The sequence below is a fragment of the Mesorhizobium sp. M5C.F.Ca.ET.164.01.1.1 genome (genome assembly GCF_004792125.1).
GTDB classification, from domain to species: Bacteria; Pseudomonadota; Alphaproteobacteria; order Rhizobiales; family Rhizobiaceae; genus Mesorhizobium; species Mesorhizobium wenxiniae.
In genome coordinates, this window is sequence record NZ_SRTG01000013.1 from 16,256 (window position 1) to 39,303 (window position 23,048).

At 60.4% G+C, this 23,048-nt stretch carries 16 protein-coding genes and 8 pseudogenes; 8 read left to right on the forward strand and 16 right to left on the reverse strand.

What is annotated here, in order from left to right; translation table 11 throughout:
• Window positions 1-129: 129 nt before the first annotated feature.
• The 3 pseudogenes from istB to EN807_RS30680 all read right to left on the reverse strand — a co-directional run.
• Window positions 130-1,001, reverse strand: a pseudogene (gene istB, locus EN807_RS30670) (IS21-like element helper ATPase IstB).
• Window positions 998-2,280 (reverse strand): annotated as a pseudogene (istA, locus tag EN807_RS30675) (IS21 family transposase). Before istA ends, istB begins: the two co-directional pseudogenes overlap by 4 nt.
• A gap of 201 nt (window positions 2,281-2,481) precedes the next feature.
• Window positions 2,482-2,667: pseudogene (locus EN807_RS30680) on the reverse strand (IS6 family transposase); the annotation flags it as partial.
• Here EN807_RS30680 and EN807_RS30685 point away from each other — a divergent pair.
• The 3 genes and pseudogenes from EN807_RS30685 to EN807_RS30695 all read left to right on the forward strand — a co-directional run.
• Window positions 2,666-3,160 (forward strand): annotated as a pseudogene (locus tag EN807_RS30685) (ATP-binding cassette domain-containing protein); the annotation flags it as partial. The pseudogenes EN807_RS30680 and EN807_RS30685 overlap by 2 nt on opposite strands.
• 464 nt (window positions 3,161-3,624) lie before the next feature.
• Window positions 3,625-4,740 carry an alanine dehydrogenase gene (gene ald, locus EN807_RS30690; RefSeq protein ID WP_135937791.1) on the forward strand — a complete coding sequence of 372 codons (1,116 nt, stop codon included), beginning with the start codon at window positions 3,625-3,627 and terminating at the stop codon, window positions 4,738-4,740.
• A gap of 381 nt (window positions 4,741-5,121) precedes the next feature.
• Entirely contained in the window at window positions 5,122-5,343 is a 222-nt protein-coding gene (locus EN807_RS30695; RefSeq protein ID WP_245485680.1) for a hypothetical protein, read from the forward strand.
• 467 nt (window positions 5,344-5,810) lie between these two features.
• Here the strand turns inward: EN807_RS30695 and EN807_RS36985 are convergent.
• The 4 genes and pseudogenes from EN807_RS36985 to EN807_RS30715 form a co-directional block, all read right to left on the reverse strand.
• Window positions 5,811-5,909: pseudogene (locus EN807_RS36985) on the reverse strand (dimethylarginine dimethylaminohydrolase); the annotation flags it as partial.
• A 182-nt stretch (window positions 5,910-6,091) separates the two neighbouring features.
• A complete protein-coding gene (locus EN807_RS30710) occupies window positions 6,092-7,177 on the reverse strand; it encodes an HPP family protein (RefSeq protein WP_128174456.1) in 1,086 nt (361 codons plus the stop codon).
• Window positions 7,174-7,428, reverse strand: a complete 255-nt coding sequence (locus EN807_RS36105; protein ID WP_127209494.1) for a hypothetical protein — start codon at window positions 7,426-7,428, stop codon at window positions 7,174-7,176. The genes EN807_RS30710 and EN807_RS36105 overlap by 4 nt, the downstream gene beginning before the upstream one ends.
• A 287-nt stretch (window positions 7,429-7,715) precedes the next feature.
• Entirely contained in the window at window positions 7,716-7,964 is a 249-nt protein-coding gene (locus EN807_RS30715) for a DUF982 domain-containing protein (RefSeq protein WP_127209495.1), read from the reverse strand.
• A gap of 536 nt (window positions 7,965-8,500) precedes the next feature.
• Here EN807_RS30715 and EN807_RS30720 point away from each other — a divergent pair.
• Window positions 8,501-10,519, forward strand: coding sequence for an alkaline phosphatase family protein (locus EN807_RS30720; protein ID WP_164759606.1), 2,019 nt, complete (start codon window positions 8,501-8,503; stop codon window positions 10,517-10,519).
• A 272-nt stretch (window positions 10,520-10,791) separates the two neighbouring features.
• Window positions 10,792-10,996 (forward strand): annotated as a pseudogene (locus tag EN807_RS36990) (EamA family transporter); the annotation flags it as partial.
• Window positions 10,997-11,018: 22 nt separating this feature from the next.
• On the opposite strand, the gene EN807_RS30725 reads toward EN807_RS36990, so the two are convergent.
• On the reverse strand, window positions 11,019-11,447 hold the full coding sequence (locus EN807_RS30725; protein WP_348640281.1) for an isoprenylcysteine carboxylmethyltransferase family protein: 429 nt from the start codon (window positions 11,445-11,447) through the stop codon (window positions 11,019-11,021).
• 354 nt (window positions 11,448-11,801) lie between these two features.
• Between EN807_RS30725 and EN807_RS36995 the strand changes: the two genes are divergently transcribed.
• Entirely contained in the window at window positions 11,802-12,320 is a 519-nt protein-coding gene (locus EN807_RS36995; RefSeq protein WP_246684462.1) for a hypothetical protein, read from the forward strand.
• Here the strand turns inward: EN807_RS36995 and pmtA are convergent.
• The 3 genes and pseudogenes from pmtA to EN807_RS30745 form a co-directional block, all read right to left on the reverse strand.
• On the reverse strand, window positions 12,302-12,895 hold the full coding sequence (pmtA, locus tag EN807_RS30735) for a phospholipid N-methyltransferase PmtA (RefSeq protein WP_127209497.1): 594 nt from the start codon (window positions 12,893-12,895) through the stop codon (window positions 12,302-12,304). The genes EN807_RS36995 and pmtA overlap by 19 nt on opposite strands.
• Before the next feature lie 825 nt (window positions 12,896-13,720).
• A pseudogene (locus tag EN807_RS30740) lies at window positions 13,721-15,249 on the reverse strand (Tn3 family transposase); the annotation flags it as partial.
• A 99-nt stretch (window positions 15,250-15,348) separates the two neighbouring features.
• Window positions 15,349-16,443, reverse strand: a complete 1,095-nt coding sequence (locus tag EN807_RS30745; RefSeq protein WP_189522628.1) for an IS110 family transposase — start codon at window positions 16,441-16,443, stop codon at window positions 15,349-15,351.
• A 40-nt stretch (window positions 16,444-16,483) separates the two neighbouring features.
• Between EN807_RS30745 and EN807_RS30750 the strand changes: the two genes are divergently transcribed.
• Both EN807_RS30750 and EN807_RS30755 read left to right on the forward strand, forming a co-directional pair.
• Entirely contained in the window at window positions 16,484-17,044 is a 561-nt protein-coding gene (locus EN807_RS30750) for a hypothetical protein (RefSeq protein ID WP_128248411.1), read from the forward strand.
• A gap of 533 nt (window positions 17,045-17,577) precedes the next feature.
• Window positions 17,578-18,159, forward strand: coding sequence for a hypothetical protein (locus tag EN807_RS30755; RefSeq protein ID WP_127209499.1), 582 nt, complete (start codon window positions 17,578-17,580; stop codon window positions 18,157-18,159).
• Between the two features lie 570 nt (window positions 18,160-18,729).
• On the opposite strand, the gene EN807_RS30765 is transcribed toward EN807_RS30755, so the two are convergent.
• The 5 genes and pseudogenes from EN807_RS30765 to EN807_RS37715 all read right to left on the reverse strand — a co-directional run bounded on the left by EN807_RS30765 (window position 18,730) and on the right by EN807_RS37715 (window position 23,029).
• Window positions 18,730-18,909 carry a hypothetical protein gene (locus tag EN807_RS30765; protein WP_135937793.1) on the reverse strand — a complete coding sequence of 60 codons (180 nt, stop codon included), beginning with the start codon at window positions 18,907-18,909 and terminating at the stop codon, window positions 18,730-18,732.
• Window positions 18,910-19,438: 529 nt separating this feature from the next.
• Complete coding sequence (locus EN807_RS30770) at window positions 19,439-20,782, reverse strand: HWE histidine kinase domain-containing protein (RefSeq protein ID WP_246684463.1); 1,344 nt, start codon at window positions 20,780-20,782, stop codon at window positions 19,439-19,441.
• Window positions 20,783-21,127: 345 nt separating this feature from the next.
• The gene (locus EN807_RS30775; RefSeq protein WP_135937795.1) at window positions 21,128-22,132 is read right to left on the reverse strand and encodes an inorganic phosphate transporter; all 1,005 of its coding nucleotides are present in this window, start codon (window positions 22,130-22,132) and stop codon (window positions 21,128-21,130) included.
• A gap of 4 nt (window positions 22,133-22,136) precedes the next feature.
• Window positions 22,137-22,780: pseudogene (locus EN807_RS30780) on the reverse strand (DUF47 family protein).
• An 18-nt stretch (window positions 22,781-22,798) separates the two neighbouring features.
• Window positions 22,799-23,029 (reverse strand): hypothetical protein, encoded by a 231-nt coding sequence (locus EN807_RS37715; RefSeq protein WP_348640279.1) that lies wholly within the window; start codon window positions 23,027-23,029, stop codon window positions 22,799-22,801.
• Window positions 23,030-23,048: the final 19 nt, after the last annotated feature.

Sequence of the window (23,048 nt, forward strand, 5' to 3'; positions counted from 1 at the left end):
GGTCTTAGCTCGGCCGCAAGCGGCGACTCGCCTCCCGTGAGGGCTCGAAAGGCCCGGACGCGATCTGCATGTCAATGCCGCGTGAATTTTCCCCAAAAGTGCCGAAGTAAACTTCCCCAGTTCGGCCGCTCAGCTCGTCGCGGAGAGTTGCGGATTTTTCGGTGGTCTTCCGCGCGGCCGCGGCGCCGGGTTGATCGCCGGCGGCGTGATGGCGGCTTTGGATCGCAGGTGTTCCGGCATGAGTTCGGCGTGCTGCCTGAGCCGGTAGCTCGAGCCTTCGATCTGGACGACGACGGCATGGTGCAGCAGCCGGTCGAGCAGCGCGGTGGCGACGACGGGATCGCCGAAGACCTCGCCCCATTCGGCAAAGCCGCGGTTCGAGGTGAGGATCATGGCGCCTCTTTCGTAGCGGGCGTTGACGAGCTGGAAGAACAGGTTGCCGCCGCCGGGGACGACGGGGAGGTAGCCGATCTCGTCGACGACCAGGAGGGCGGGCCGGCAGAAGAAGCGTATGCGCTCCTGCAGGCGGCCTTCGCGCTCGGCCCGTGCCAGTGCGGCGATGAGTTCGGCCAGCGTGCAGAAGTAGACGCTCTTTCCCGCCTTCACGGCCTCGACGGCCAGCGCGATGGCGAGATGGCTCTTCCCGGTGCCGGGCGGTCCGAGGAAGTGAACGACTTCGCAACGGCGACGAACCCGAGCTGGGCGAGCGTGAAGATCCGGTCGCGGTCGAGCGAGGGCTGGAAGGAGAAGTCGAATCCGGCGAGCGTCTTGATGGTGGCCAGGCGCCCCATGCGCAACGCCGTCTTGATGCGGCTGTTCTCGCGCAGGGTCAGTTCTTCCGAAAGCAGGATGTCGATGGCTTCGAGCGCGGCGATCTCGCCCTTCTCGAGACGGCGTACGACATGGTCGAGCGCTTCCAGCGCGCGCGGCATCTTCAGACCGACCAGGTCATGGCGGATGCGGTCGATCGTCGACGGCGTGGTGTCGAGCGCGCCGGTCATGGCCGCTGCTCCCGGGCCATCGCTCTGGCAACGGCGTCGTAGAAGGCCAGCGGTCGCTGGACGACCCTGTCGCCGGAGCCGTGAAGGATGATCTCCCCGGATTCCGATCTTTGCCGACGCGGGCGAGCTTGAGCAACGCGATGACCGGCCAGGACGTGGCGCTGATGACGGCCATCGAGAACGGGATGGGTGGCAATCAGCACGCCGTTCTCCAAGATGCGGATCTCGTCGGCGAGCGTGTGCACCTCCACGACCCGCCGCCTTGTAGCATCGGGCACGCTGTAGAAATTGCCGCCGACGCTGACCATCCCCTCCCTGCTGATGCGCCGTTCAAGCTTCAGGACCGATCGGAACGGCGCCAGGGGCAGCGGCCGCAGCGCCGCCCGATCTTCGGCGAAGGCTTCGTTGACGACACGTCTGGTGGTGGCGTGAACCCGCGGGTTCGCCACCGTGTCGAGCCAATGGCGCAGCTGCGCGTTCAGGTCGTCGAGATTGCGGAAGGAGCGGGCCAGGAAGAAGTCCTCGCGGATATAGCGAAACGGCCGCTCGACCTTGCCCTTCGTCTTGGCGCGATGGGGCTGACAGGCCTTCGGATGAAAGCCGTAGTGGCGGGCGAGGTCGACGAGTGCGCGATTGTAGACGATCCCGCCAGCCTCGCCTTCGCCGATGACGGCGGTCTTCATCCGATGATAGAGCACCTCGCGGGGAACGCCGCCCAGCGCCTCGAAGGCGCTCGCATGGCAGCGCAAAACCGTCGGAAGATCCTGATGGACGACGAAGCGCGCCCAGATGAGGCGGCTGAAGCCGAGCACGAGGGAAAACAACCACACGATCCTCGGCGTCGTTGGCTCGTCGGTGAAGACGACGTGAAAGCGGGCGAAGTCGACCTGCGCCTGCTCGCCGGGCGGGGTCTCGAAGCGGACCTCGTAGCCGCGTTGCGCCGCGGCCGGCGGACGTCGCGCAGGAAGTCGGTGACGGCCGTATAGCCGCCGCCATAGCCGAGCTCCTTCAACTCCCGGAAAAGCCGCTTGCTTGTGAGGCCGGGATATCGCGTCACCCGTTCGCGCAGATAGGCCGTGAAGGGATCGATCACCGTCTCGCGCGGCTGGCGAGGCCCGTAGACGGGCGCCTCCAAACCCCGTTCGATGTACTTGCGCACCGTCTTGCGGTCGATGCCGCTTTGTCTGGCGATTGCCGACACCGACAGGCCCTGCCGATGCAAATCCAATATCATCACAATCTCCCCGATCTTGACCACCGAAACCTCTCTCCCGACCATCGGAAGAAATATCGGCGATGACGCGCCGCCGGTCTCCCGGAGCGCGCCCCGGGAGACCGGCGGCGGCGCTAAACTGGGGAAGATTCAAACGGCACTTCTGGGGAGTATTGATCCGGTATCGACACTGCAGGGTCATCGATCCTCTCGGCGGCGATGTCACGTTGTCTGGCCATGAACGCGCTGAGAGCTGCGGCGCTGTTGTCAGCTGACCACGGTTACGGCTTTCCATTCCGCCATGGCCTGCAGGCGGTGAATATGTGTGGCGAGAGCGGAGCGTTTTGAGCGAGGTGGAACGAAGAGGTTGCGCAGAGCCGAGAAGATCGAGACGAAACGCTGCAGGCTTCCTGGCGACCGGAAGCCCTGCATCACCCGCTCTCGTTTTCGCAACATCCGCTATCATAAGACCGGCGCCAGCCGCGAGGAGGTGGTCCGCGCCGCACTGGCCGTCGGCGCGCACGACTTCATCGAGAACTTGCCCGATGGCTACGACACCGAACTCGAGCAGCGTGGCGGCAATCTCTCGCTCGGCCAGCGCCAGCTGATCAGTTTCGCGCGGGCGCTGGTCGCCGACGCCAAGATCCTTGTGCTCGACGAAGCCACGGCCAGCATCGATTCCTATACGGAGATGCTGATCCAGAAGGCGCTGATAAAACTGCTGGAAGGCCGGACAGGGCTGGTTATTGCCCATCGCCTGGCCACCATCCGCGGCGCCGACCGAATCGTCGTGCTGCAGAACGGCGAGATCGTCGAAAGCGGCAACCACGAACAGCTGATGGCAAAAAAAGGCCTCTACGCCCGTCTCTACAACATGAACTACGCTTCGTTCGACGACATTTCCGAGGAGATGGGAATGGACGCGGCCGTCGGCAAAGCGACGTGAGCAGGCCTCGCGGAGCCGGACAGATAGCCCCTGCCGCCTTCTGCTAAGTGGAAGTGCACAGAGATTCTGACTGTCTGGCGTTGGCTTTGGGAGGCGACTTATTGGTGATAGCAACCCCACCGCCGCCGAAGCCGTAAATCGCCGTCCTGCACTTCCCCAGTATGAGCGGCGACGCCGAGCAGGAATATTTCGCCAAGCCGTCTTTCATAGCAATGGCGATTTCAAGCCGGACTGCATCCGGGTGCGCGCATCGTTAGAATATCCGCCCATCCTTCTGCAATGTCTCGGGAATGGCGATATCGATCCTGTCGAGCGACATTGTTCGTGCTTCCTGCGAATAGAACGGACTTTGGCGCAAGGAATAGCGATTACCACACCCGGCGACAACCGGATACGCAAACACTTGCCACGTTATTTATGGTTTTATGGTCCACCCCGCAAAATCAGAATTCGAGGAGGAACGAATGCGCGTCGGCTGCCCCCGGGAAATCAAGAACCACGAATACCGCGTCGGCCTGACGCCGGGATCGGTCCGCGAATATGTCGCGCATGGCCACGAAGTGCTGGTCGAGACCGGCGCCGGCGCCGGCATCGGCGCCGACGACAACGCCTATCGCGCCGCCGGCGCCACCATCGCCAAGACGGCCGCCGACGTGTTTGCCAAGTCCGACATGATCGTCAAGGTCAAGGAGCCGCAGCCCAACGAATGGGTCCACCTCCGTGACGGCCAGATCCTCTACACCTATCTCCATCTCGCTCCGGATCCGGAGCAGACCAAGGGCCTGCTCGCCTCGGGCGTGACGGCCATCGCCTACGAGACGGTCACCGACGACCGCGGCGGCCTGCCGCTGCTGGCGCCGATGTCGGAAGTCGCGGGCCGCCTGTCGATCCAGGCGGGCGCCACCGCGCTGCAGAAGGCCAATGGCGGCCGCGGCGTTCTGCTCGGCGGCGTGCCCGGCGTGCTGCCCGGCAAGGTCACTGTGCTCGGCGGCGGCGTCGTCGGCCTGCACGCCGCGCGGATGGCGGCCGGCCTCGGCGCCGACGTCACCATCATCGACCGCTCGATCCCGCGCCTGCGCCAGCTCGATGATATCTTCGGCGGCCGCGTCCACACCCGCTACTCGACGGTCGAGGCGCTGGAAGAGGAATGTTTTTCGGCCGACATCGTCGTCGGCGCCGTGCTGATCCCGGGTGCCGCCGCGCCAAAACTCGTTTCGCGCGAAATGCTGTCGGGAATGAAGAAGGGCTCGGTGCTGGTCGACGTCGCCATCGACCAGGGCGGTTGCTTCGAGACCTCGCACGCCACAACTCATGCCGAGCCGACCTATGAGGTCGACGGCGTTATTCACTATTGCGTCGCCAACATGCCGGGCGCCGTGCCGGTCACCTCGGCCCAGGCGTTGAACAACGCGACGCTGCATTACGGTCTGCAGCTCGCCGACAAAGGCCTGAAGGCGATCCTCGACGATCATCATCTGCGCAATGGCCTCAACGTCCACAAGGGCAAGATCACCAACCGCGCCGTCGCCGAAGCGCTCGGCTACGAAATGGCGGAGCCCAAAACGGCCCTAGCCGCCTGATATTCCAGGCCCGAAAAGTTTCCTCCTGCCTCGCCCGCCGGTTCCCTGCCGGCGGTTTTTTCTTGGCGATGACTGGCAAGAGGCGTCTTCCCCCTCCCCTTTGCGCCAATCTTGCGGTGCAGCCCGTCGGGGCGAAACTCTGGTCGACGAGGAAGCTGAACGCGCAATCCGAACCTGGACATCGCCAGCCGAAATCCCCGGCTTTTCTGATGCGACGATCACCAGGGCCCCTCCCCGCGCGTTCGACAGCGGAAATGTGGAGAAACCATCCTGACCGCCATTGTCGGGCTAAATCCAAATCGCCCACCTTCGTTGCAAAACTACCCTGGCAAGGGCTTTGAGGGAGTTTCGAAATTGCATTGTCTCCAGAGGATCGAGACGTTGATCGATGAGGCCAGCGTGGATGCGATCGATAAGGCGCGCGTTTTGCTGGATCAGTTCGATGGTAGGTCAGAAACACTCGCCCAAGCTATCGATGACTTCCTGCTTGATCTGATGACCCTGGTGTTTGTCGTAGAAACCACCCGCGAGAGGTTCCACAATCCGGCGCGGCGATTGGCGCGTATGAGATTGACCAAGATCAGCCTTTTGTTGGCGCCGTAGTCTGACGTCCCGGTCAGAGAGAGGTCGCACCAGGAAGAAGGCGCCGACTGATTGTTGGCAAATCCGAGCGCACCAACAGCTACGTTCCCTTGCGGCCGCTAGCCTGGTGGCAAAAAGATGTGCGCCGAAGGACGCTACGGGACTGGCCAGCGAATTTTTGAGCCAGCACCGCGTCCGCGAGCCAGCGCCCAAGACTATGGTCGGCCTCCGGCAAGAGCCCGGCGTCGAGCATCTTCGCATGCCCTGCGTCGATCTTACTTCGGAAGTATTCCCCATGCCGAGCTATTAAGGTCGGTGGCGCGCCGGATCGTTGATCGGCGCGTGCTGCATCTGCTCAAGATGTGGCGGGAGATGCCCGGTCGAAGAAACCGATGATCGAGGCCGGAAGACACGCACGGCCAAGGTGCGGGATCCGTCTCGGCCGTATTCAACAGCACAACCTTGTAGCCCTCCTTGTCGAGCATTTAGAGAGTGCGCGGGTAATAGGCGCTGGCGAACACGACGTCGCTGACCCGCAGCACGTTCGCTGCCGGTTCTTCTCCTTCTGGGACGACGATCTGCGCAAACCCTCAAAAGCGCCGCGCACCAGCGCCATTTCAACGGCCATGGCGTCATCGGCCGTTGTAAGCGCGACGGTAGGAATTGCGGGCTTTCTCATCGCGACCCGATCTCTACAAACAGGGTTCGCCCGTGGATTGGATGTGCCTGTCGGCAAAAAGTTCCTGAACCTGCGATGTTCGAATGGCCGCTATGCCACTGCTTTGAGCGGCGGCTCGTCTGCCGTTTGCAGGCGCGCCGCCGCCGCCAGCAGGTCGGTCTGGGTGATCAGGCCGAGGATGCGCTGCTCGGCATCGACGATGACGACGGCATGGCTGCGACCGTCGGTAAGTACGGGAAGGAGACTCATCGCCGGCGTGTCGGGCGAGGCGGTGCCCGCCTTCGACGTCACCCCCTTGACCGTGTCGGTCGCTCGCGTCAGCTCGCGCAGACCGACGGCGCCGACCAGCTTTGCCTCGGCATCGACCACTGGCAAGGTGCGGATGTTGTGGTCGAGAAGCTGCTTTCGGGCCTCGTCGGCGGTGGCAGTTTCCGGCACCGAAATCACGTCGCGGGACATGATGTCCCGGCAAAGCAGCGGTCGGTGCGAGCGCACCATCGCCTGCAGTTCGACCTGCCGCAGCAGCCTCTCGAGGTCGTCGCGGCCAATGTCGAAAGTTTCGTCCAAAGCGGCGAGTGCCGCATCGACATCCTCGGGATGGAAGCCGACGCGCTTTGCCGCCGGCGGATCGGCGGTGCCGTGGCTGTTGACGGCGGGTGCATGGACATGCGGATAGTTGCGCCGTGACAGAAGGTGGAAAATAAAGCCGAGCGCCACCAGTACGGCCGAATTCAGCGCCACCGGCACGACGGGGAACAGGAAGCCGGCGCTGACCACGGCCGGTCCGCCGAGCACGGCAGTCAGCGCCGCGGCACCGCCCGGCGGATGCAAGCAGCGCGTGAACGACATAGTGGCGATCGCCAGCGCCACAGCGAGGCCCGACGCGATCACCGGATCGGGCACGAAATGCGCCACTGTCACGCCGACCAGTGCAGAGATCGAATTGCCGCCGATAATCGACCAGGGCTGCGCAAGCGGGCTCGACGGCACGGCAAAGAGCAGCACGGCGGAGGCGCCCATCGGGGCCACCAGCAGCGCCACATGCGGGCCGCCGCCCATAGCGAGCCCGCTGATCACGCCGGTCAGCGCGATGCTAATAGTGGCGCCGATGCAGGCGAGCAGCCGCTCGCGTAGCGTCGCACCGGCGAGGATTGGGACGAAGAGGCGAAACCTCATGCTAAGCCTTGGAACGAGTGGAAGTCTGCGCTGTCCGCAATGCCGCCGAAGCCACGGATTTGAAAGTCAAACAAATCCGAATGTTCGCGGCCAGTGGGAATATTATTGCGCGCACCGGTTTGTGCGGTCGCCGCCAACGGCTGGTGCTTTTCAAATCGCGTCAGAGCTGGGCGCGGAGATACTTCTACCGCAAATGGATAGTATCGAATTCCTCCTGGCATGGCGGAACGTTCTCGCTTACCGCTGATCATTCTGGTGAAAGAATTCGCGTGAGCATTGGATTTTTGCTCAGTAACGGCCAGATGCGCGGACGAAGACTATCAAGATCAGCATTGGCGGGATGAACTCATCAACCGGATTTTGTCCCTGCACTTTCGCTCGGTAGCGAAACCAATTGGGGCGCGCTCGCCTGTCCATGAAAACAAGCGCCCAGTCCTGAAGGAACACGGCAACAGGGTGAACCACACCGTGCCCATCGTTTGCGCGAGAGCTGTCCCGACGCGAAGATGAACAAATGCTTGAGCCATCGTCCCAGCATTTAATCGCTGCGCAGGATCTTTGGTTCGAGCGCGGCTGCCACAAAAGCTCTTCGAGCAGCTGGTGGATGAGCCTCACCACGCAATACCTGCAGACAGGCGTCCATCGCCACCCTCCGTCTCTCGGTCTGACGATGTAGATCACGCAGCAGGATATTGGCCGCCTCATTGACGTCGAACACGATACGCTCGGTGCTGTGGCGGCCAACCCGGACAACAACCGGCCTCTCAAATCTCCGCAAGGCGGTCATCTCTCCGCCCCCCCAAAGGCGATCATGTGTCAAGAGGCCCAGTTCGCTTCTCTGCCGAGCCGAGCCGGTTCCGCTGCCCTGAATGTCGACAATGCCCTCTTGACCAGCCCCGCGCCAGCCTCGCATGCGTCGCCGCCTAGGCTCGCTCTGCAGACACGTCACGGACTATTGAGAAATCGTTCCATGATCTCGCCGAAAGCTGCCGCCGCCGCGGGTCTCCCGGCTGCATCCTCGGGTGATGCTCGAGTGGCCCGGCAACATGAGGACGGTCGCTCATTCGGCTCGGCGTTTCGTGCCCATCCACCTTCTCCCACAGGGGAGACTGGGATGCAGCGCCTTCAAAGTGAGGAACAAATCACCTCGCCGCGAACCTTTCACATTGTCTCGCCACCACCACCGTCGATGAAGTTTCGGACTCGCGCGGGCCGAATCGGGGATCGGCATCGCAGACCATGCGATCGATCTCGTCCCGATGGTTGCCAAAATCGAAAACGAGGCATAATTGCCCAGACATCCAGCTGCTTCGGAGACTTCCTATGACTTTTGCTCAATCGGTCGGTGCGTTCTTTCGTCGGCTGAAGCCATTCATCCTGCTTTTCCTGTTGACTCAGTTCCTGGTCAGGCTGGCGCTGACGCTGGTTTCGGCCAAAGACCTATCTTTCCATCCGGCCGACTGGCTGGTTCCTTTCTTCACTGGCTTCTGGTTCGATATCGTCACGCTGCTTCCAATCCTCGTGGTCTTTCTCCTATTCCCGCTGCTCCTGCCAGTTTCGTGGGCCGGAAAGCGGTTTGACCGCGCAGTTGGGCTCTCGGGCTTCGCAATCTTCCTGTTTCTGATGGTCGTGCAGGGGGTCAGCGAGTATTTCTTCTGGGACGAATTCACGACGCGCTTCAATTTCATCGCGGTCGACTACCTCGTGTACACGCAGGAAGTGATCCAGAACATTATGGAGAGCTATCCGGTCGTGCCGCTGCTTGCCGGCATCGGCCTGTTGGCGGTCGGCGGGGCCTATCTGCTCCGCCGCCAGGTGAAGGCAGGCTTCGCGCCGCATCCGCCGTTCATGAAGCGGCTGGCGGTCTTTGCGACGATAACGGGGATGGCCGCCGCCGGCGTGTTGGTGACGTCCGATTCGATCACACGGCCGATGCCGAGCGCGATCGCCCGCGAACTCGGGGGCAACGGACTCTATGGTTTGGTTAGCGCCTTCTTCTCGAATGAGATCGATTTCGCGAATTTCTATCGGACCATACCCGAGAAACAGGCGGCCGAACGGACACGCGACCTTTTAGCGGAAGATCACGAGCCGTTCGAAAGCACCGATTTAAACGACATCACGCGTGACATTCGAGCCGAGGGGCCGATGCTGCGCAAGAACGTCATCCTGGTCGGCATGGAAAGCATGAGTGCGGAGTTCATGGGCACATTCGGCAATCCGAAAAGACTGACACCGAACCTTGACCGGCTGGCGTCTGAAGGCCTGCTTTTCACGGAAATGCGGGCGACCGGCACGCGCACCGTGCGCGGGCTTGAAGCGATCGCGCTTTCAGTCCCGCCGACCCCGGGGCAATCGATCCTGCGTCGCCCCGGCAACGACAATCTCTTCACCATTGGCTCGGTGTTCCAGGATTCGGGCTACGATACGCGCTTCCTCTATGGCGGCTACGGCTATTTCGACAACATGAACGCGTTCTTTTCCGGTAACGGCTTCGGTATCGTCGACCGCGCTACGATGGCGGCAGGCGATGTGCATTTCGCCAATGCGTGGGGCGTTAGCGATGAGGATCTCTATGACGAGGTGATCCGCCAAGCCGACGCCTCGGCGAAAGCCGGCAAGAACTTCTTCAGCTTCGTCATGAACACGTCAAACCACCGGCCCTTTACCTATCCAGCTGGCGCGATAGACATCCCATCGCCGGGCGGGCGCGACGGGGCGGTCAAATATTCCGACTACGCGATCGGGGAACTGGTCAAGAAGGCATCGGCGAAACCGTGGTTCAGGGATACCGTTTTTGTCTTTGTCGCCGATCATACGGCGAGCGTCGCAGGCAAGGTCGAGCTCGACATGAACAAATACCACATACCGTGCATCATCTGGTCGCAGGGCTTTGTCGAGCCCCGCCGGATCAACCGGCTGGCGAGCCAGGTGGATATTGCGCCGTCGCTGCTTGCCCTGCTGCAGGCTAGCTATCGCAGCCGCTTTTTCGGCGACGACCTGATCGAAGCGGACGAACCGGAGCGGCCGGTCTACATCTCCAACTACCAGAAGGTGGCCATGATCATGCATGGCCGCACGACGATCCTTGAGCCCAAGAAGCAAATCGTCCAGATGAAGGGTGGGGAGGTGCAACCTGAAAGCGCCGTCGATCACAACGCGGTCGAAGATACCGTAGCCGTCTATCAATATGCCTCGCACTGGCGCGACATTTCACGCCGAATTCCAAGTGTTCTTGACAACGGCACGCTGGCACTCGGCCGGTTCGGTGTGCATCGCCTGCCAGACCCGAAGCGACGCGCGCCTCCGTCCAGGGCCACACCCACCATACCGGTGCGCTAACAAAGCCACCGTGCCACAACGTCTTAGGAATGCCAGGTCTGCTCCGGTGATCGCCAAGAGGTGTGAGGACCTTAACAATCCCTTGCAAGACCCTTCGTGGTGGCAACGGCAATGGCCGGAACGGGTCCAGCCTGTCGTGGAAAAGCTTTGATTTGATAACGTGATTCCCGATCAGCGAGGTGAGTCGGGCTGAAGCGGTTTGTCGAGGGCGAGGATCGCCGGCAAGCGGCACTGCTTCCCGAGTGCCTGGACGATTACGTGACGCAGGACAATCCGGGGTGGCGACGGGTGCATCGTGGATCTGCTACTTTCGCGCGCTCCAGTTTGGGAGGCGCAGCACGCGTAGCCCCTGTCGACAAACTGAGCCTCGTGCTTGTGGCGGTGTTCGGAGTGACATTCCTCAAGGAACACTTGTCATTGTCGAACTGGGCAGGGGTTGCCTTGATCGCAACAGGCGCGGTTCTGGTACGCTACAAAGCTTATTGCTCCGTCTTTAAGATCAGAACAGCCAAAAAAAGGTGGGCAGGTAGCCAGCTACCTGGAGGTATTCGATGCCTTCGATGGCTGGAAAGATCGCCAGAAAATAGAGGGCATCGAAGAATGTGCTTCTTAATGCGTTCGTGGAGAACGTGTGCTGATGCTTGTCCTGATGCAGCCACGGCTTGGGCCAGAACCGCGGCGTTCTTGCCACATATGCTTCGAACTCCGAACCAAATTTGTCACGAAGAAACGTCTCTTCCTTTCGGGCAGTCATCCCGAAAACCGCGTAGGTGCACCCCCCCAGAGCGGATGCAACGATGAGCGATCCGAACATGAGGCCGATGCCGAATGCTCCGATCGTCGAAAACGGATATAGGGGATTGCGAGTGATCGAGTACGGCCCGCTGACTGCCAACTCGCTGTTCTTCCGCCCCCCGACATAGAGGATGCTTTACAACCTCCCGAGTATGCAGACGAGGATCAGAACAAAACCGATCATCTCGATGACCTCGTGAAGGCTAGATGCTTCATCCCAACCGGGGCGAGAGAATAGCAGCGAGCCAATCGCCGCTATGCTCAAGGCCTGGACGACCAAAAGTCTCTTCCGCTGATTAAATGGTTGCGGGGCAATGGAAGCGGACATCATGGTTCCTTCGACAAAGGCTTTTTCGGGGGCTCGCGCCAAGCAGTGCATCCAATGTCGACCGATCTGTCAGAAATGTGACGCGCTGTCCCTTTTTCCTGGCGGCGACTGCTCGGTTTCAATGGCAAGCTCGATAGCCGATTGCGATAGGCCTGACCCATGGCAGATCCCGATGTCGGCAGCCTTTGGAACTTGCCGGAAATTAAGGTCTCGGTGGATAAACCCGCATGGCTTTTGCTGGCAGGAAGACCGATGCGCGGGCGTGGATGGATCAAGGCGTTGCGTCAGGACGAGGCTCGGCAGGTGCGTGCGCGCATTGCGGAACTGGAGCGCGACCTCATAGCGCCCACACCTCAAGGACGCCATCGACGTTTCGAAGCCGGACATGAACTTCGCAATGCGAAGTCCCGCCTGGCGCGTCTCGAGGAATGCATCTCCGGAAATACCGGAGAAACATCGGCGTTCGCGCAAGCTTCGCCGCTCTCAATGCTTGTAGCCGAACATCATCTCTCTGCTGCGGTCAAATCGATCCTCATAAAATGCGGAAGGGAAGACGGTCCAGCCAGGGCGCGAATGGCTGGCCACAGCACCAAGTTCAATCGGCTTTGCAGTCCTGTACCAGGATTCCGAACCACCTGTCGCTCGCGTCCCCTGTGGTTTCACACTGCTCGTCGATAGGTCCAGAGTTGTGCGGGGGGAACATTGCGAAGGACGAAATCATAGTGAGAAACGATGTAACGGTCGGGCATTTTGAGCACCGGTGACAGAAGACCGTAGGTGATTTGGATCACAGGTCGCCCGGCCGGGATTCGTGCAAGCAAATCCTCGAGCAGTGTGAGGCGCTGTTGCATCGGAAAGCTCAACATCGGCACTGCGCTTATGACACAATCGAACTTTTCCCGGCGCTCCCCCAGAATTTCTTCCAGGGCAAACGCATTGCCCAAGCGGAAATCCACTCCCGGAAAGCGTCGCACCAGGCCATCATAAAAATCCTTGGAATATTCGACCGAAGTCAACCGATGCGGTTTGATGCCTCTTTCCAGGATGGCCCTGGTGATGACACCAGTCCCGGCACCAAGCTCCAAAACCGGCAATCCAGAATGCGGGTTGACCACACTAGCCATGCGGCGCGCCGCATGGATTGATGTGGGCATGAGTGCGCCCACACCTTTCTTATCCTTCTGCCAACATTTGAAGAATTGCACTTCTTCCTCAAGTTTCTTGCCAAGTCGCTCTTTCAATCGAAAGACCATATCCGCTCCCTTCTCCCGATCCGAGTCGGAGCGACTTTTTGTCGAAGTTTCACTATATAAACAAGCCTGATTCACAGGGATGATTGCCGCGCTGGAGGCGCGAAACGCCCGCGCCGGCTGACACGCGCGTGTCCGCCATGATGACGTTTCATCGCTCAGATGCGCGCCAGTTCTTCCTGTATGGAAATCTGGCTCATGGCCTCGAGAGCCCCTCACGGCTCGTCGAGCAGCCGTATCTCCGGCTGCACTATCAGCGCCAGCGCGACGCACGCAGGTTTCTCATCTGCTGCGGGCTTCGTCAGGCGCACAGCAGACAGCGAGGCCGCTACGGCCGCAAAAAACCCGCGACGGCGGCTCGATTCCGGGACCGGTCCGCCATTTTTGGCAGGTGATCCGTGCAAGTGCGTGGCGTGGATCACCCCAGCTATCTCGTGGCCGCCTCATTGCCATTGTCCTCTTTTCAGCCGGCCGAGCCTCCCAATCGCCGGACCAATGATGAGGATCCCCTCGGAATAGTTTTTTGAAGAGCCTGACGGTCTGCGCCGTCTTACGGTGGTTCCGGCTCTGCCATGGCCTAACTCTTCTCTGCCGCGCAGGCAGCAAGTGCTATGACTCTACCGTGTAATGGCCTTGGAAAATACGACGGCTGGACCACAACAATGAGGTTTAGGCTGAAGACTTTTCAGGGAAACCCCCAAAAAGGAAACAGCAGCTCTTCCGGTCCTTACGAGCCCGGCCGTTCCTATCGGCCGGTAATCATCGCAAGCCGGGGTCAGAACAAGAACTGTTCCCAGCGACACGCCAAGGTCGAACGGAGCATGAACGTCATGCGGCGTGGCGTAACCGAGCCGGTAGTCTGAGCGACCGGAAGCCTTCAGGCATCTGATGTTCTGCATCCCAGGTGTAGATGCCGGTCAGATTAATGTGTTCCCAGCTCAGCGGCGAGACGTGCTTGAGCAGATGATCCGGAATCTCGCGATGCATTTTGCGCAAATGGCTGACGGCCCGTTCGATGTAGACCGTATTCCAATGCACGATCGAGCTAACGACGAGGTTGAGGCCGGAGGCGCGGAACGCCTGGCTTTCGAACGATCGGTCCCGGATCTCTCCGCGCTCGTGGAAGAAGACGGCGCGCTTCAGCTTATGTGCTGCCTCGCCCTTGTTGAGGCGGCCTGGCATCGCCGGCGCAGCGCCGAACTTGAATACCATTCGATCATGAACAACGATCGCTCGATCCGGCCGAGTTCGCGCAGCGCCCTTGCGAGCTGGCTTTCCTTCGGTGATGCGGACAGCTTCTTCAGGATCGTGGACGGCACCACGGATCGCGTCGTGATGGACGCCGCGAGATGGAGCAGATCATCCCAGTGCTCGAGGATCAGGGTGGTGTTGATTGGGGCTCCAATGTGGTTCGACAACGCCGGATATGCGTCGCCTTTCTCGAATGTGTGGAACTTCCGGTCCTTGAGGTTGCGCAGCCGAGGTGCAAAGCGTTTGCCGATCAAGGCGAAAAGCCCGAAGACGTGATCACTCGCACCGCCCGTATCGGTGAAGTGTTCCTGGATGTCGAGGATTGTGTCCTGATCGAACAGCCCATCGAGCACATAGGCCGCCTCGCTTTCGGTCGGACTGATGGGCAGAATGCTGAAGTAGCCGTACTGATCCGACAGATGGCTGTAGAACTTCGAACCCGGCTCGCTGCCGTAGTGCAGATTGACGTCGCCGCGCTTAGCGGCTCGGTCGCTTGCGCGGAAGAATTGGCCATCCGATGAAGAGGTGGTTCCGTTGCCCCAGAGGCGCGAATGCGGATGCCGAGTGTGCGCATCGGTGATACATGCTTGCGCCGCGCGATAGGTCTCCGACCGGGCGTGGAAGGTGCGCATCCAGCCGATCTGGTGAGCGCTGATGCCCTTGGATGCGCTCGCCATCCGTTTCGGACCGAGATTGGTCGCATCGGCCAGCACGCCGGCCAACATAGCCGTGACGTTCCTCGGAGTGTCGCCCGTGCGAACATGCGTGAAGCAATCCGCGAAGCCGGTCCATTCGTGCACCTCCCTCAAGAGGTCAGGCACTTCAACCAGCGGAAAAAGTTCGCTGATCTCGGCATTCAGTTCGTCGGCCGCCGCCGGAACCTCGCCAGCCGTTGGCGTCACGATCAAGGTACCGGCTTCAAGACGAACACCTTCGAGCTTTCCGGACCGTGCCCTATGTCCCAGACGCTTCAGGTTGAAGTCGAGCATCTGACGCGCTTCGGCAAGCCACTGCGCGCCGTCACCTTGGACGCCCAACCCGAGACGATCCTCCTCTTTCATTGTGGTGAATGTCGACCGCGGCATCAGATGCTCGTCGAGCGGCCTATGTGTGATACGCCTTGGTAAAAGATGTGGAGAGTTCGGTGTCGACAAATTGGACGGCTTTTGGGTCGCCTCTGCTTGAGAGGATTGAGCAACCGTGCTTCAAACGGAAGCCGGATTCCAGGGTTTGTTGGTGCGCACCATAGCGTTGAGGGTTGTGATGAGCTTGCGCATGACGGCGACGATGGCGACCTTTGCTACCTTGCCGTTGGAGCGCAGCCGCTGGCGGAAAGCGGCGAAGACGGGGTTATGAACTCCGGCACTGAGCGCGGCCATGTAGAGGACGTTGCGGACAGGCTCGCGGCCACCCCAAATGCATCGCTTGCCTTTGAGCTTGCCGCTGTCATGGTCATAGGGGGCGAGCCCGACCAGGGCGGTGATCTGCCGGTTGGACAGGCGACCCAGTTCGGGTAGCAGCGCGATCAGTGTGGCACTCAGGACCGGACCGACGCTGGGAGTGGAACGCAGCAGGCGGTCGCGCTGAGCCAGAGCGGGATCGGCCGCAATTGCTTGGGCAATGCGTTTGTCGAGTAGCAGGATATCGGCACTGAGCCGGGTCGCACGCCGCTTGGCCAGGCGCTTGAGAGCAGCATCGCGCACGTGCTCGGCCTGATTGTTGACGCGGCTGAGCTCGGCCTGGAGCTGGCGCCGTGCCGTGACCAGTTCGATCACCAGTTGCAGGCTTGGATCGAGCTCCACCGGATGCACCGGTAGCGTCGCCAGGAAGCGGGCGATCAAACGGGCATCGATGCGATCGTTCTTGGCGTTGATGCCGGCTGCACGCGCGAACTGGCGCAGCCTGTGCGGATTGATGCGACGCACCGGAAGTCCTGCTTGCCACAGCGCCTTGAGTACAGCGCGTTCATAGCCGCCGCTCGCCTCAACACCGATGGCACCGATCTCGTTGTCCGACAGCCGCTCGACCAACGCCGCATAACCGGCTTCGGTGTTGTCGACTGTGAACAACTCCCCTGTTTCCAGAATGGCCACGTCCAGTCGATCCTTGGCCACATCGATGCCGACATGAAACGCAATTTGTGTCATCCTCTGATCCCTTCCTTGCTGGTGCGGGGTCGAACCCTGGCAACCGTTCGGGCTATGGAAGATGCGACGGAGCTCCTTGCTCAACCACGGACTCATACCAAGGGGTGTACGGGCTTCCGCCGCAGCGGGTGATCCGGTCATGACCCGGGTCACCCGCCAACCCGATCATGCATGATTCTAGAGACACAAGGGGTTGTCTCAGGACTTTTTTGGTCTGAGCCTAAAGAAGATTGCCGCCGACAGAGCCCATCAATTTTGGCTCCTGGGAATTGATAGTCAGCAACGCACATTGGTCGACCTGCTGGGAAATATCGACACCGGATCAATGGCGATAATCAATGAACGGTTTTTTGACACGGATGCCGGATTCCGCATATCAGCCCAGAAGGCGTTGAAACGCCTACCAGTGCGTGCTGACATATTCCTCTTGAACACTGACTATTTTGAGCAGCCCGCTCCTGACGTAGACCCCATGTTGGTTCACGAAATCTGCCACGGACTCGACCAATTGAATCTTGCTCCGCCCGGGCAGATCACCGATCTTGATCGGCACAATGCTCAAGTAATTTTCGAGGCATACGATCCCGAGGCCTGGAGTGCGGGGCACAATGGAAGGTGGGGACAGTATTTAGCTTGGTCGGGGCGTCGCTCCGTCGAACTTGGTCGCACCGCCAGCATATCCGAATTCATCAAGCTTTCGATTCCCGCCTATGATCGACCGAACTGGCAAGATGGCGCCATACGTGAAAAGTGATGCCTGATTGGTTTGAAAAGGCCATTCTGAGCGAGCGCCGACGGGATCGTGGCTGGAATCGCCATCGATGATGAAGGCTCGGGCAGTTGCTTCTGACACCCGTCGACTAGGCTAAGGGGCGCTTCCCCTCGCGCCGTCAAGAGGGCCGAGCCTCGGCTTCGCCTGCGGCCGCACCCAACCCCTCTTGCCTGCGCAACCCCGGAACCTCGCCGGTCAGGCAGGGGTGCGGGCCCCTCGAATATCGAACAACTATCAATTTCCTTTGACGCAGGATCCCCTCTGTTCCTGGATGCTGATGGGGCGATTGCCGACAACGGCCCGCCGGCGGGCAATTTTCCGCGCTCAGCCTCGTGTGTATGGCCGTAAAAGCGCGGAAAATTATCGGCTGTTGAATTTTCCGCGCTTTTGGATTCACGAACGCCGATTTTCCGCGCTTTTAAACTGACCGAAGGCATTTAAATCGCTTGAGAAATTCACCCGTTGCTAGAATATCAGAGGAAGCGGGCAGACGACACCAACTTGGAGGCGAAGCAATGGAAAAATCTGTGACGCGCCGCGTCGGCCGCCCAATCGGCAGCGGCGTCAAGGACGACGATCAGGCCCTTACCAAAGTTGCCGGTATTTTGCTGGACAATCCAGGCATGAAAGCGACTACCGCCATGAGACGGGTCCTCGGTGACATGCCCGGCTCGCGTCGGGAGACAGATGTGACATTGATCCGTCGATGGCAGGGCCGTTGGAGGCTGAACGGACAGAAGTTCATGGACAAAGCCGTAGCCAAGAGAGCTGCGCGAGCGGCCTCGCCCGCAACTTCACCCATCTCCGGCTCGGCTAGCGCCTACCTAATGAGGAAAGCCAAAGAGACGGCGAGCATGTACAATTTTTCGGAAGTAGCTGCCCTCCAAAACGCTGCGGCTGGATACCTCGATACGCCGCTCCAGAGAGAGGTGCAGGGTGTCTTGGACTCACTGGCGCAGAGGACAGCGCTGGGTCTTCACGAATCGTCCATTCAGCGAGAATTGAAGCGCATGACGGAATCGTCTGCCACGGGATCTTTGCTGAAAGCTTTGGAGGAGCACAATCGTTACCTTGCCGAGCTGAAAAAATTGGGTTGAGGCTGCAGACCACCTGAAAAACAGCAATTGACCCGTAGAGCGGCCACGCGTCCAGTTCGACAAGGGCACGATTGCGGCCTGGTTGGCAACTGAAACAACGCGGTTTGTAGTACAATTTCTAAAAGGGTCCTTTTGCAATTGACGCCTGCAAGGGTGCCTCATGCTTGCGCCGTAAAACGCAACACCAGTGCTGACAGTGCAGACAGTGCAGTCTGTCGTTTGAATCTGGCACCAGCCAAAGGCTACCGAAGAAATGGACAAGATCACAATCGACTTCTGGGGTTTTGCGATAACGGCCGAAGGGTTTTACGGCGTCTTGGCGGCGTCGGTGTTGGTCATGGCCGTTGTCATTGTGTTGAAGGTTGGGAGGCGTCGGGGTGCCTAGGCGTAACCAAGATCGCGTTGTTGAAGATTGGGAACTCCTAGCTGAGGACGGGGCATAGAAGCCGCGATCGAAAGGCATGGCAAAGACCCTTGCACGTCGGTCGCCTATGTATTGCGCCCTGGAAGTGTCTGGCAATCCGGAAGATGCCGAATACCGGTTCTACTTCGATCTGTTTCTGCGGCTTTCTAAGTAAGACCATATCGGGTGGACTTAGCGTAATGGCGATGACAGAGGGCAAGTATCCGGGAGAACTCGCCTCCCCGCAGCAGATCCATGATCTGGCGGAAGAGTAAGGTCGGCATACGGACGTTGGCCCTGCTCGGCACCAGCTTGCCGAGCGGGATAGTGATTTCATTCATGTTCATGGTCTTGCTCCTTGTTAGTTTCAGGTTGACCTGACGGTTCAGGCCTCCCTGAACCCTTGCCTCGCGGCGAGCAGCGGGGAGAGAGGGGGCAAGTCCCGGGGGGCGGAGGGGTCTCCCCGGTCTGCACGGAGCGAAGCGCAGGAAGAGGGCAACGCGTTGAAAGTACGCCAAACAACGCTAAGGGAGAACAAACGGTGATTTTCTTGGGTGCTCGTTTTGAAGGACTGTCCCGGGTCTGCTCGCATCAACTGTGTCGACCACCGGAAGGAGCAAGGAGCGCCCTTTGCTGACCTTCATGGCGCATCTACAAACCTGCCGTTCGCGCTATGACTTGACGCGACCCATTCGAGACGCCGGGGCGATGGGAGGAATGACTGCGGAACCCTCGGCAGCGGTCGTTTCGGGCCATGGGAGAACCCGTTCGATCCAGACCGGTTGCTGTGCCAGCATGCAGAACCGCAGCCTGACACTATCATGTGGATACGGGATTTGGCGGCAGTCCTCGCAGCCTCGACATGTCCGCGGGGTATTAGACCTGGAACTCAGCCGAAAATTCAGCTCCATCAGGATGCAGCGTAAGCCGGGAGCTGCCCTTCAGGGTATGGCGGAACGCGGCCTCCAGGACGCTCGTGCCGTAGCCGGTGCGGCTGGGGCTGATTTTGATCGGGCAGCGTTCCCGCCAGCGAAACATTACAAGCGTCGCGCCCTCTTCGCCCGCCTCCAACGTCCATCTAATCTCAACTCGCCCCTCATGCGAAGCAAACGCGCCATGCTTGACTGCGTTGGTGGTGAGTTCGTGAACGGCCATTGCGAATGCCTGGACCGCATCTTGCGGTAGCGCGATTGCGGGGCCGTCGAGATTGAAATTCCCACCTTCCCGTCCGCCATGCGCCTGCAGCTCCAGCCGCAGAATTTCGGACATATCAACACTTCCTTTCGGCGCGCGCACCAACAGATCCTGCGTGCGTGCCATGGCACCGAGCCTGCTCTCGAAGGCGTGGCCGAATTCCTCAAGCGAACCACTGTCGCGCAGCGTTCGTCTTACCAGCGCATCGACGGTGGTTAGGACGTTCTTTATCCGGTGATGGAGCTCGCCCACCCGCGTTTCCCGCTCCTTCTCCATGCGGCGCTGCTCGGTGACGTCGCGGATCGCCAGCAAGATGAGGTCCAGATGGTCGAGGCGTCGGCCGTTGATGAGCATGATGCGGCGGCCAACGTGCTCAAAATCATGCTCCACTTCCACATCATCGAAGGCGTTGTTGTCGGGCAGGACGTTCTCAAGCAGCTCTCTCAGACGCGGGATATCCCATTGCCGATTGCCGAGCTCGTAGATAAGCCGCCCCTTAGTGTCGGCAGGAGACACCTGGAAGGCGTCGTAGAAGGGCTGGTTGGCGCGAACCACCTTCAGATCCCAATCGAGCACCAGCAGCGCCTCCCGGATACTGTCGATCAGCTTTTCCCCGAACTCGACGTGGCCTTCGAGTTCGAACCGGGCCTGTTCGGTCTCGGTGCGATCTGAGATGACCAAAAGGATCAGTTCAGGGCGGTCGCCCTCGGGCGGCAGCCGCCTCGCGTTCAGGATCATGATCCTTTTGCCGATCTCCGGGAACTTATGCTCTAGCCGGTAGTGCTCCACTACCGACTGCTGCGGCAGGATCTCTTCCAGGAGCCGACGGAGCTCGGGGATATTCCACTGGCCATTGCCGAGTTCGTAGAGCAGGCGCCCGCGGGTCTCTTCGGTGTCGACCTTGAACAGCCTATAGAACGCCGAATTGGCTTCCTCGACCGTAAGGTCGTATCTTAGGACCAGCAGCGGCTGATCCATGGTCTGCAAGATCGCTTCGGCAAGGCCAGTTGAACCGAGATTGTACAACGGGGGTGGCCTGCTTTCCCCCGAGGATTTTCGGTTGCCCATGCGTTACAATGAACAGCAGATTGAGCCAGAGTCCAGTTGGATAGCTTCTTGTGAGCCCTACTTGATCGGAAACAGAAGGAATGTCCGCTTTCCAACGTCAACCGGTCTGACCGGTCTGCGGCAGAAAAGTCGGCTCGCCGCCCAACCGCGACGAAGAACGCTCCGCGGCTGTACGGCAGAACGAATCCTTCGGCCGGCTCGGTCGCGCCATTTCGCGACATTCTGGCCGCTCTCCAAAGCTGATCTTCGCGCAGCGGCAGCAGTCGACCTTCGCGATCGTCAGTCAAACTTCCGGGCTCCGCATTAACTGAAGAGTGCCACGATTCCATAACAGCAGGCAGCAATCAGCGCCGTAGAGGGCATGGTGATGACCCAGGCGATCACGATCGAGCCGGCTATGCCCCAGCGGACGGCAGAGATGCGCCGTGCCGCTCCGACGCCGACGATCGCGCCGGTGATAGTGTGCGTGGTGGAGACCGGGATCCCGAGCCAGGTCGCGCCGAACAACGTGATCGCGCCGCCGGTCTCGGCGCAGAAACCCTGCATCGGATTGAGCCGAGTGATCTTCGAGCCCATCGTGTGGACGATACGCCAGCCGCCAAACAGCGTGCCTAGCGCCAGCATTGCCTGGCAGGTGATCACCACCCAGAAGGGCACGTAGAACTCGCCCCCGAGCATGCCCTGCGAGTAGAGCAGCACCGCGATGATGCCCATCGTCTTTTGCGCATCATTGCCGCCATGGCCGAGCGAATAGAGCGAGGCTGAGACGAATTGCAGGGTGCGGAAGGTATTGTCGACCGCGAACGGCGTCTGGCGGACGAAAATCCAGGAGACGGTGAGTATCAGCACCAGAGCCAGCACGAAGCCGGTGAGCGGCGACAGCACGATGGCCGCGACCGTCTTCAGCAGGCCCGACCAGACGATGGCGACGCTTCCCGCCTTGGCGACAGCCCCGCCGACCAGCCCGCCGATCAGCGCATGCGAGCTCGACGAGGGTATGCCGTAGAGCCAGGTGATGATGTTCCAGGCGATTGCGCCGACGAGCGCCGCGAACACGACCTGCGGCGTCACGATGTCGGCGCTGACGATGCCCCTGCCGATGGTCTCGGCGACGTGGAGACCGAAGAATATGAAGGCTATAAAATTGAAGAAGGCAGCCCAGAAGACCGCATATTGCGGGCGCAGCACACGCGTTGAGACGATGGTGGCGATGGAGTTCGCAGCGTCATGCAGGCCGTTCAGGAAATCGAAGAACAGAGCGACGCCGATAAGGCCGACGAGAAGCGGAAAGGCGAGAGTGGGGTCCATCCGCTCAAACGTTCTCGATCACGATGCCGCTGATCTCGTTGGCGACGTCCTCGAAGCGGTCGACCACCTTTTCCAGCTGGCCATAGAGCTCGCTGCCGACGATCCACGCCATGGCGTCGGTCCTGCCGTGGCGCTGGAACAGTTCCTTCAGGCCTGCGTCGTGTAGCCCGTCGGCGCGCTCCTCGACCTTGGTGATCTCCTCGGCAAGTGCGCCGAGCCGTGTGACATTGGCGCCGACTTTTTCCAGCAGCGGGATCGCCTCGGCGGTCAGATGCGCGGCCTCGACAATGACGGCGCCCATCTCGCGCATACGCGGCTCGAAGCTCGTTTGCTCGAACAGCCTCACCATCTTGACCACCTTGTGCATCATGTCGATGGCGTCATCCATCGACTGGATCAGGTCCTTGATGTCGCCACGGTCAAAAGGGTGATGAAGCTCTTGCGCACGGCGAGCAGCACCTCGCGGGTGACCACGTCGGCCTGGTCCTCGAGCTCGACGATCTCACGGCAATGGCGCTCGAAGCCCTCACCGCCATCGAGCAGCTTCTGTAGCGCCTCGGCGCCGGCGACCAGGATGCGGGAATGGCGCTCGAAGAGGTCGAAGAACTTGTCCTCGCGGGGCAACAGCGCACGAAACCAATTGAGCATGTTTTATCCTGTAGCGTTTCAGAAACGAGCCAGTTCAGGTGCTATAGATTCCAGTAGGGCAGCCAACTTAGGTTCATCGACCAGGAGTGCCGCTTGATCCGGCTTAAGCCAGGCCCGTCTTCGATTCTTCTGCTCCTTCCATTCATCCAGCTCCTGCTGCACGTGAAGCGGGTATACTTTGACGGTTATCGGGACAAACGTGTCCTTCAATCGCTTGCAATAAATGGAAGCTGCCAACAGATTGCTCATGCAAAGTGCCCACTACTCC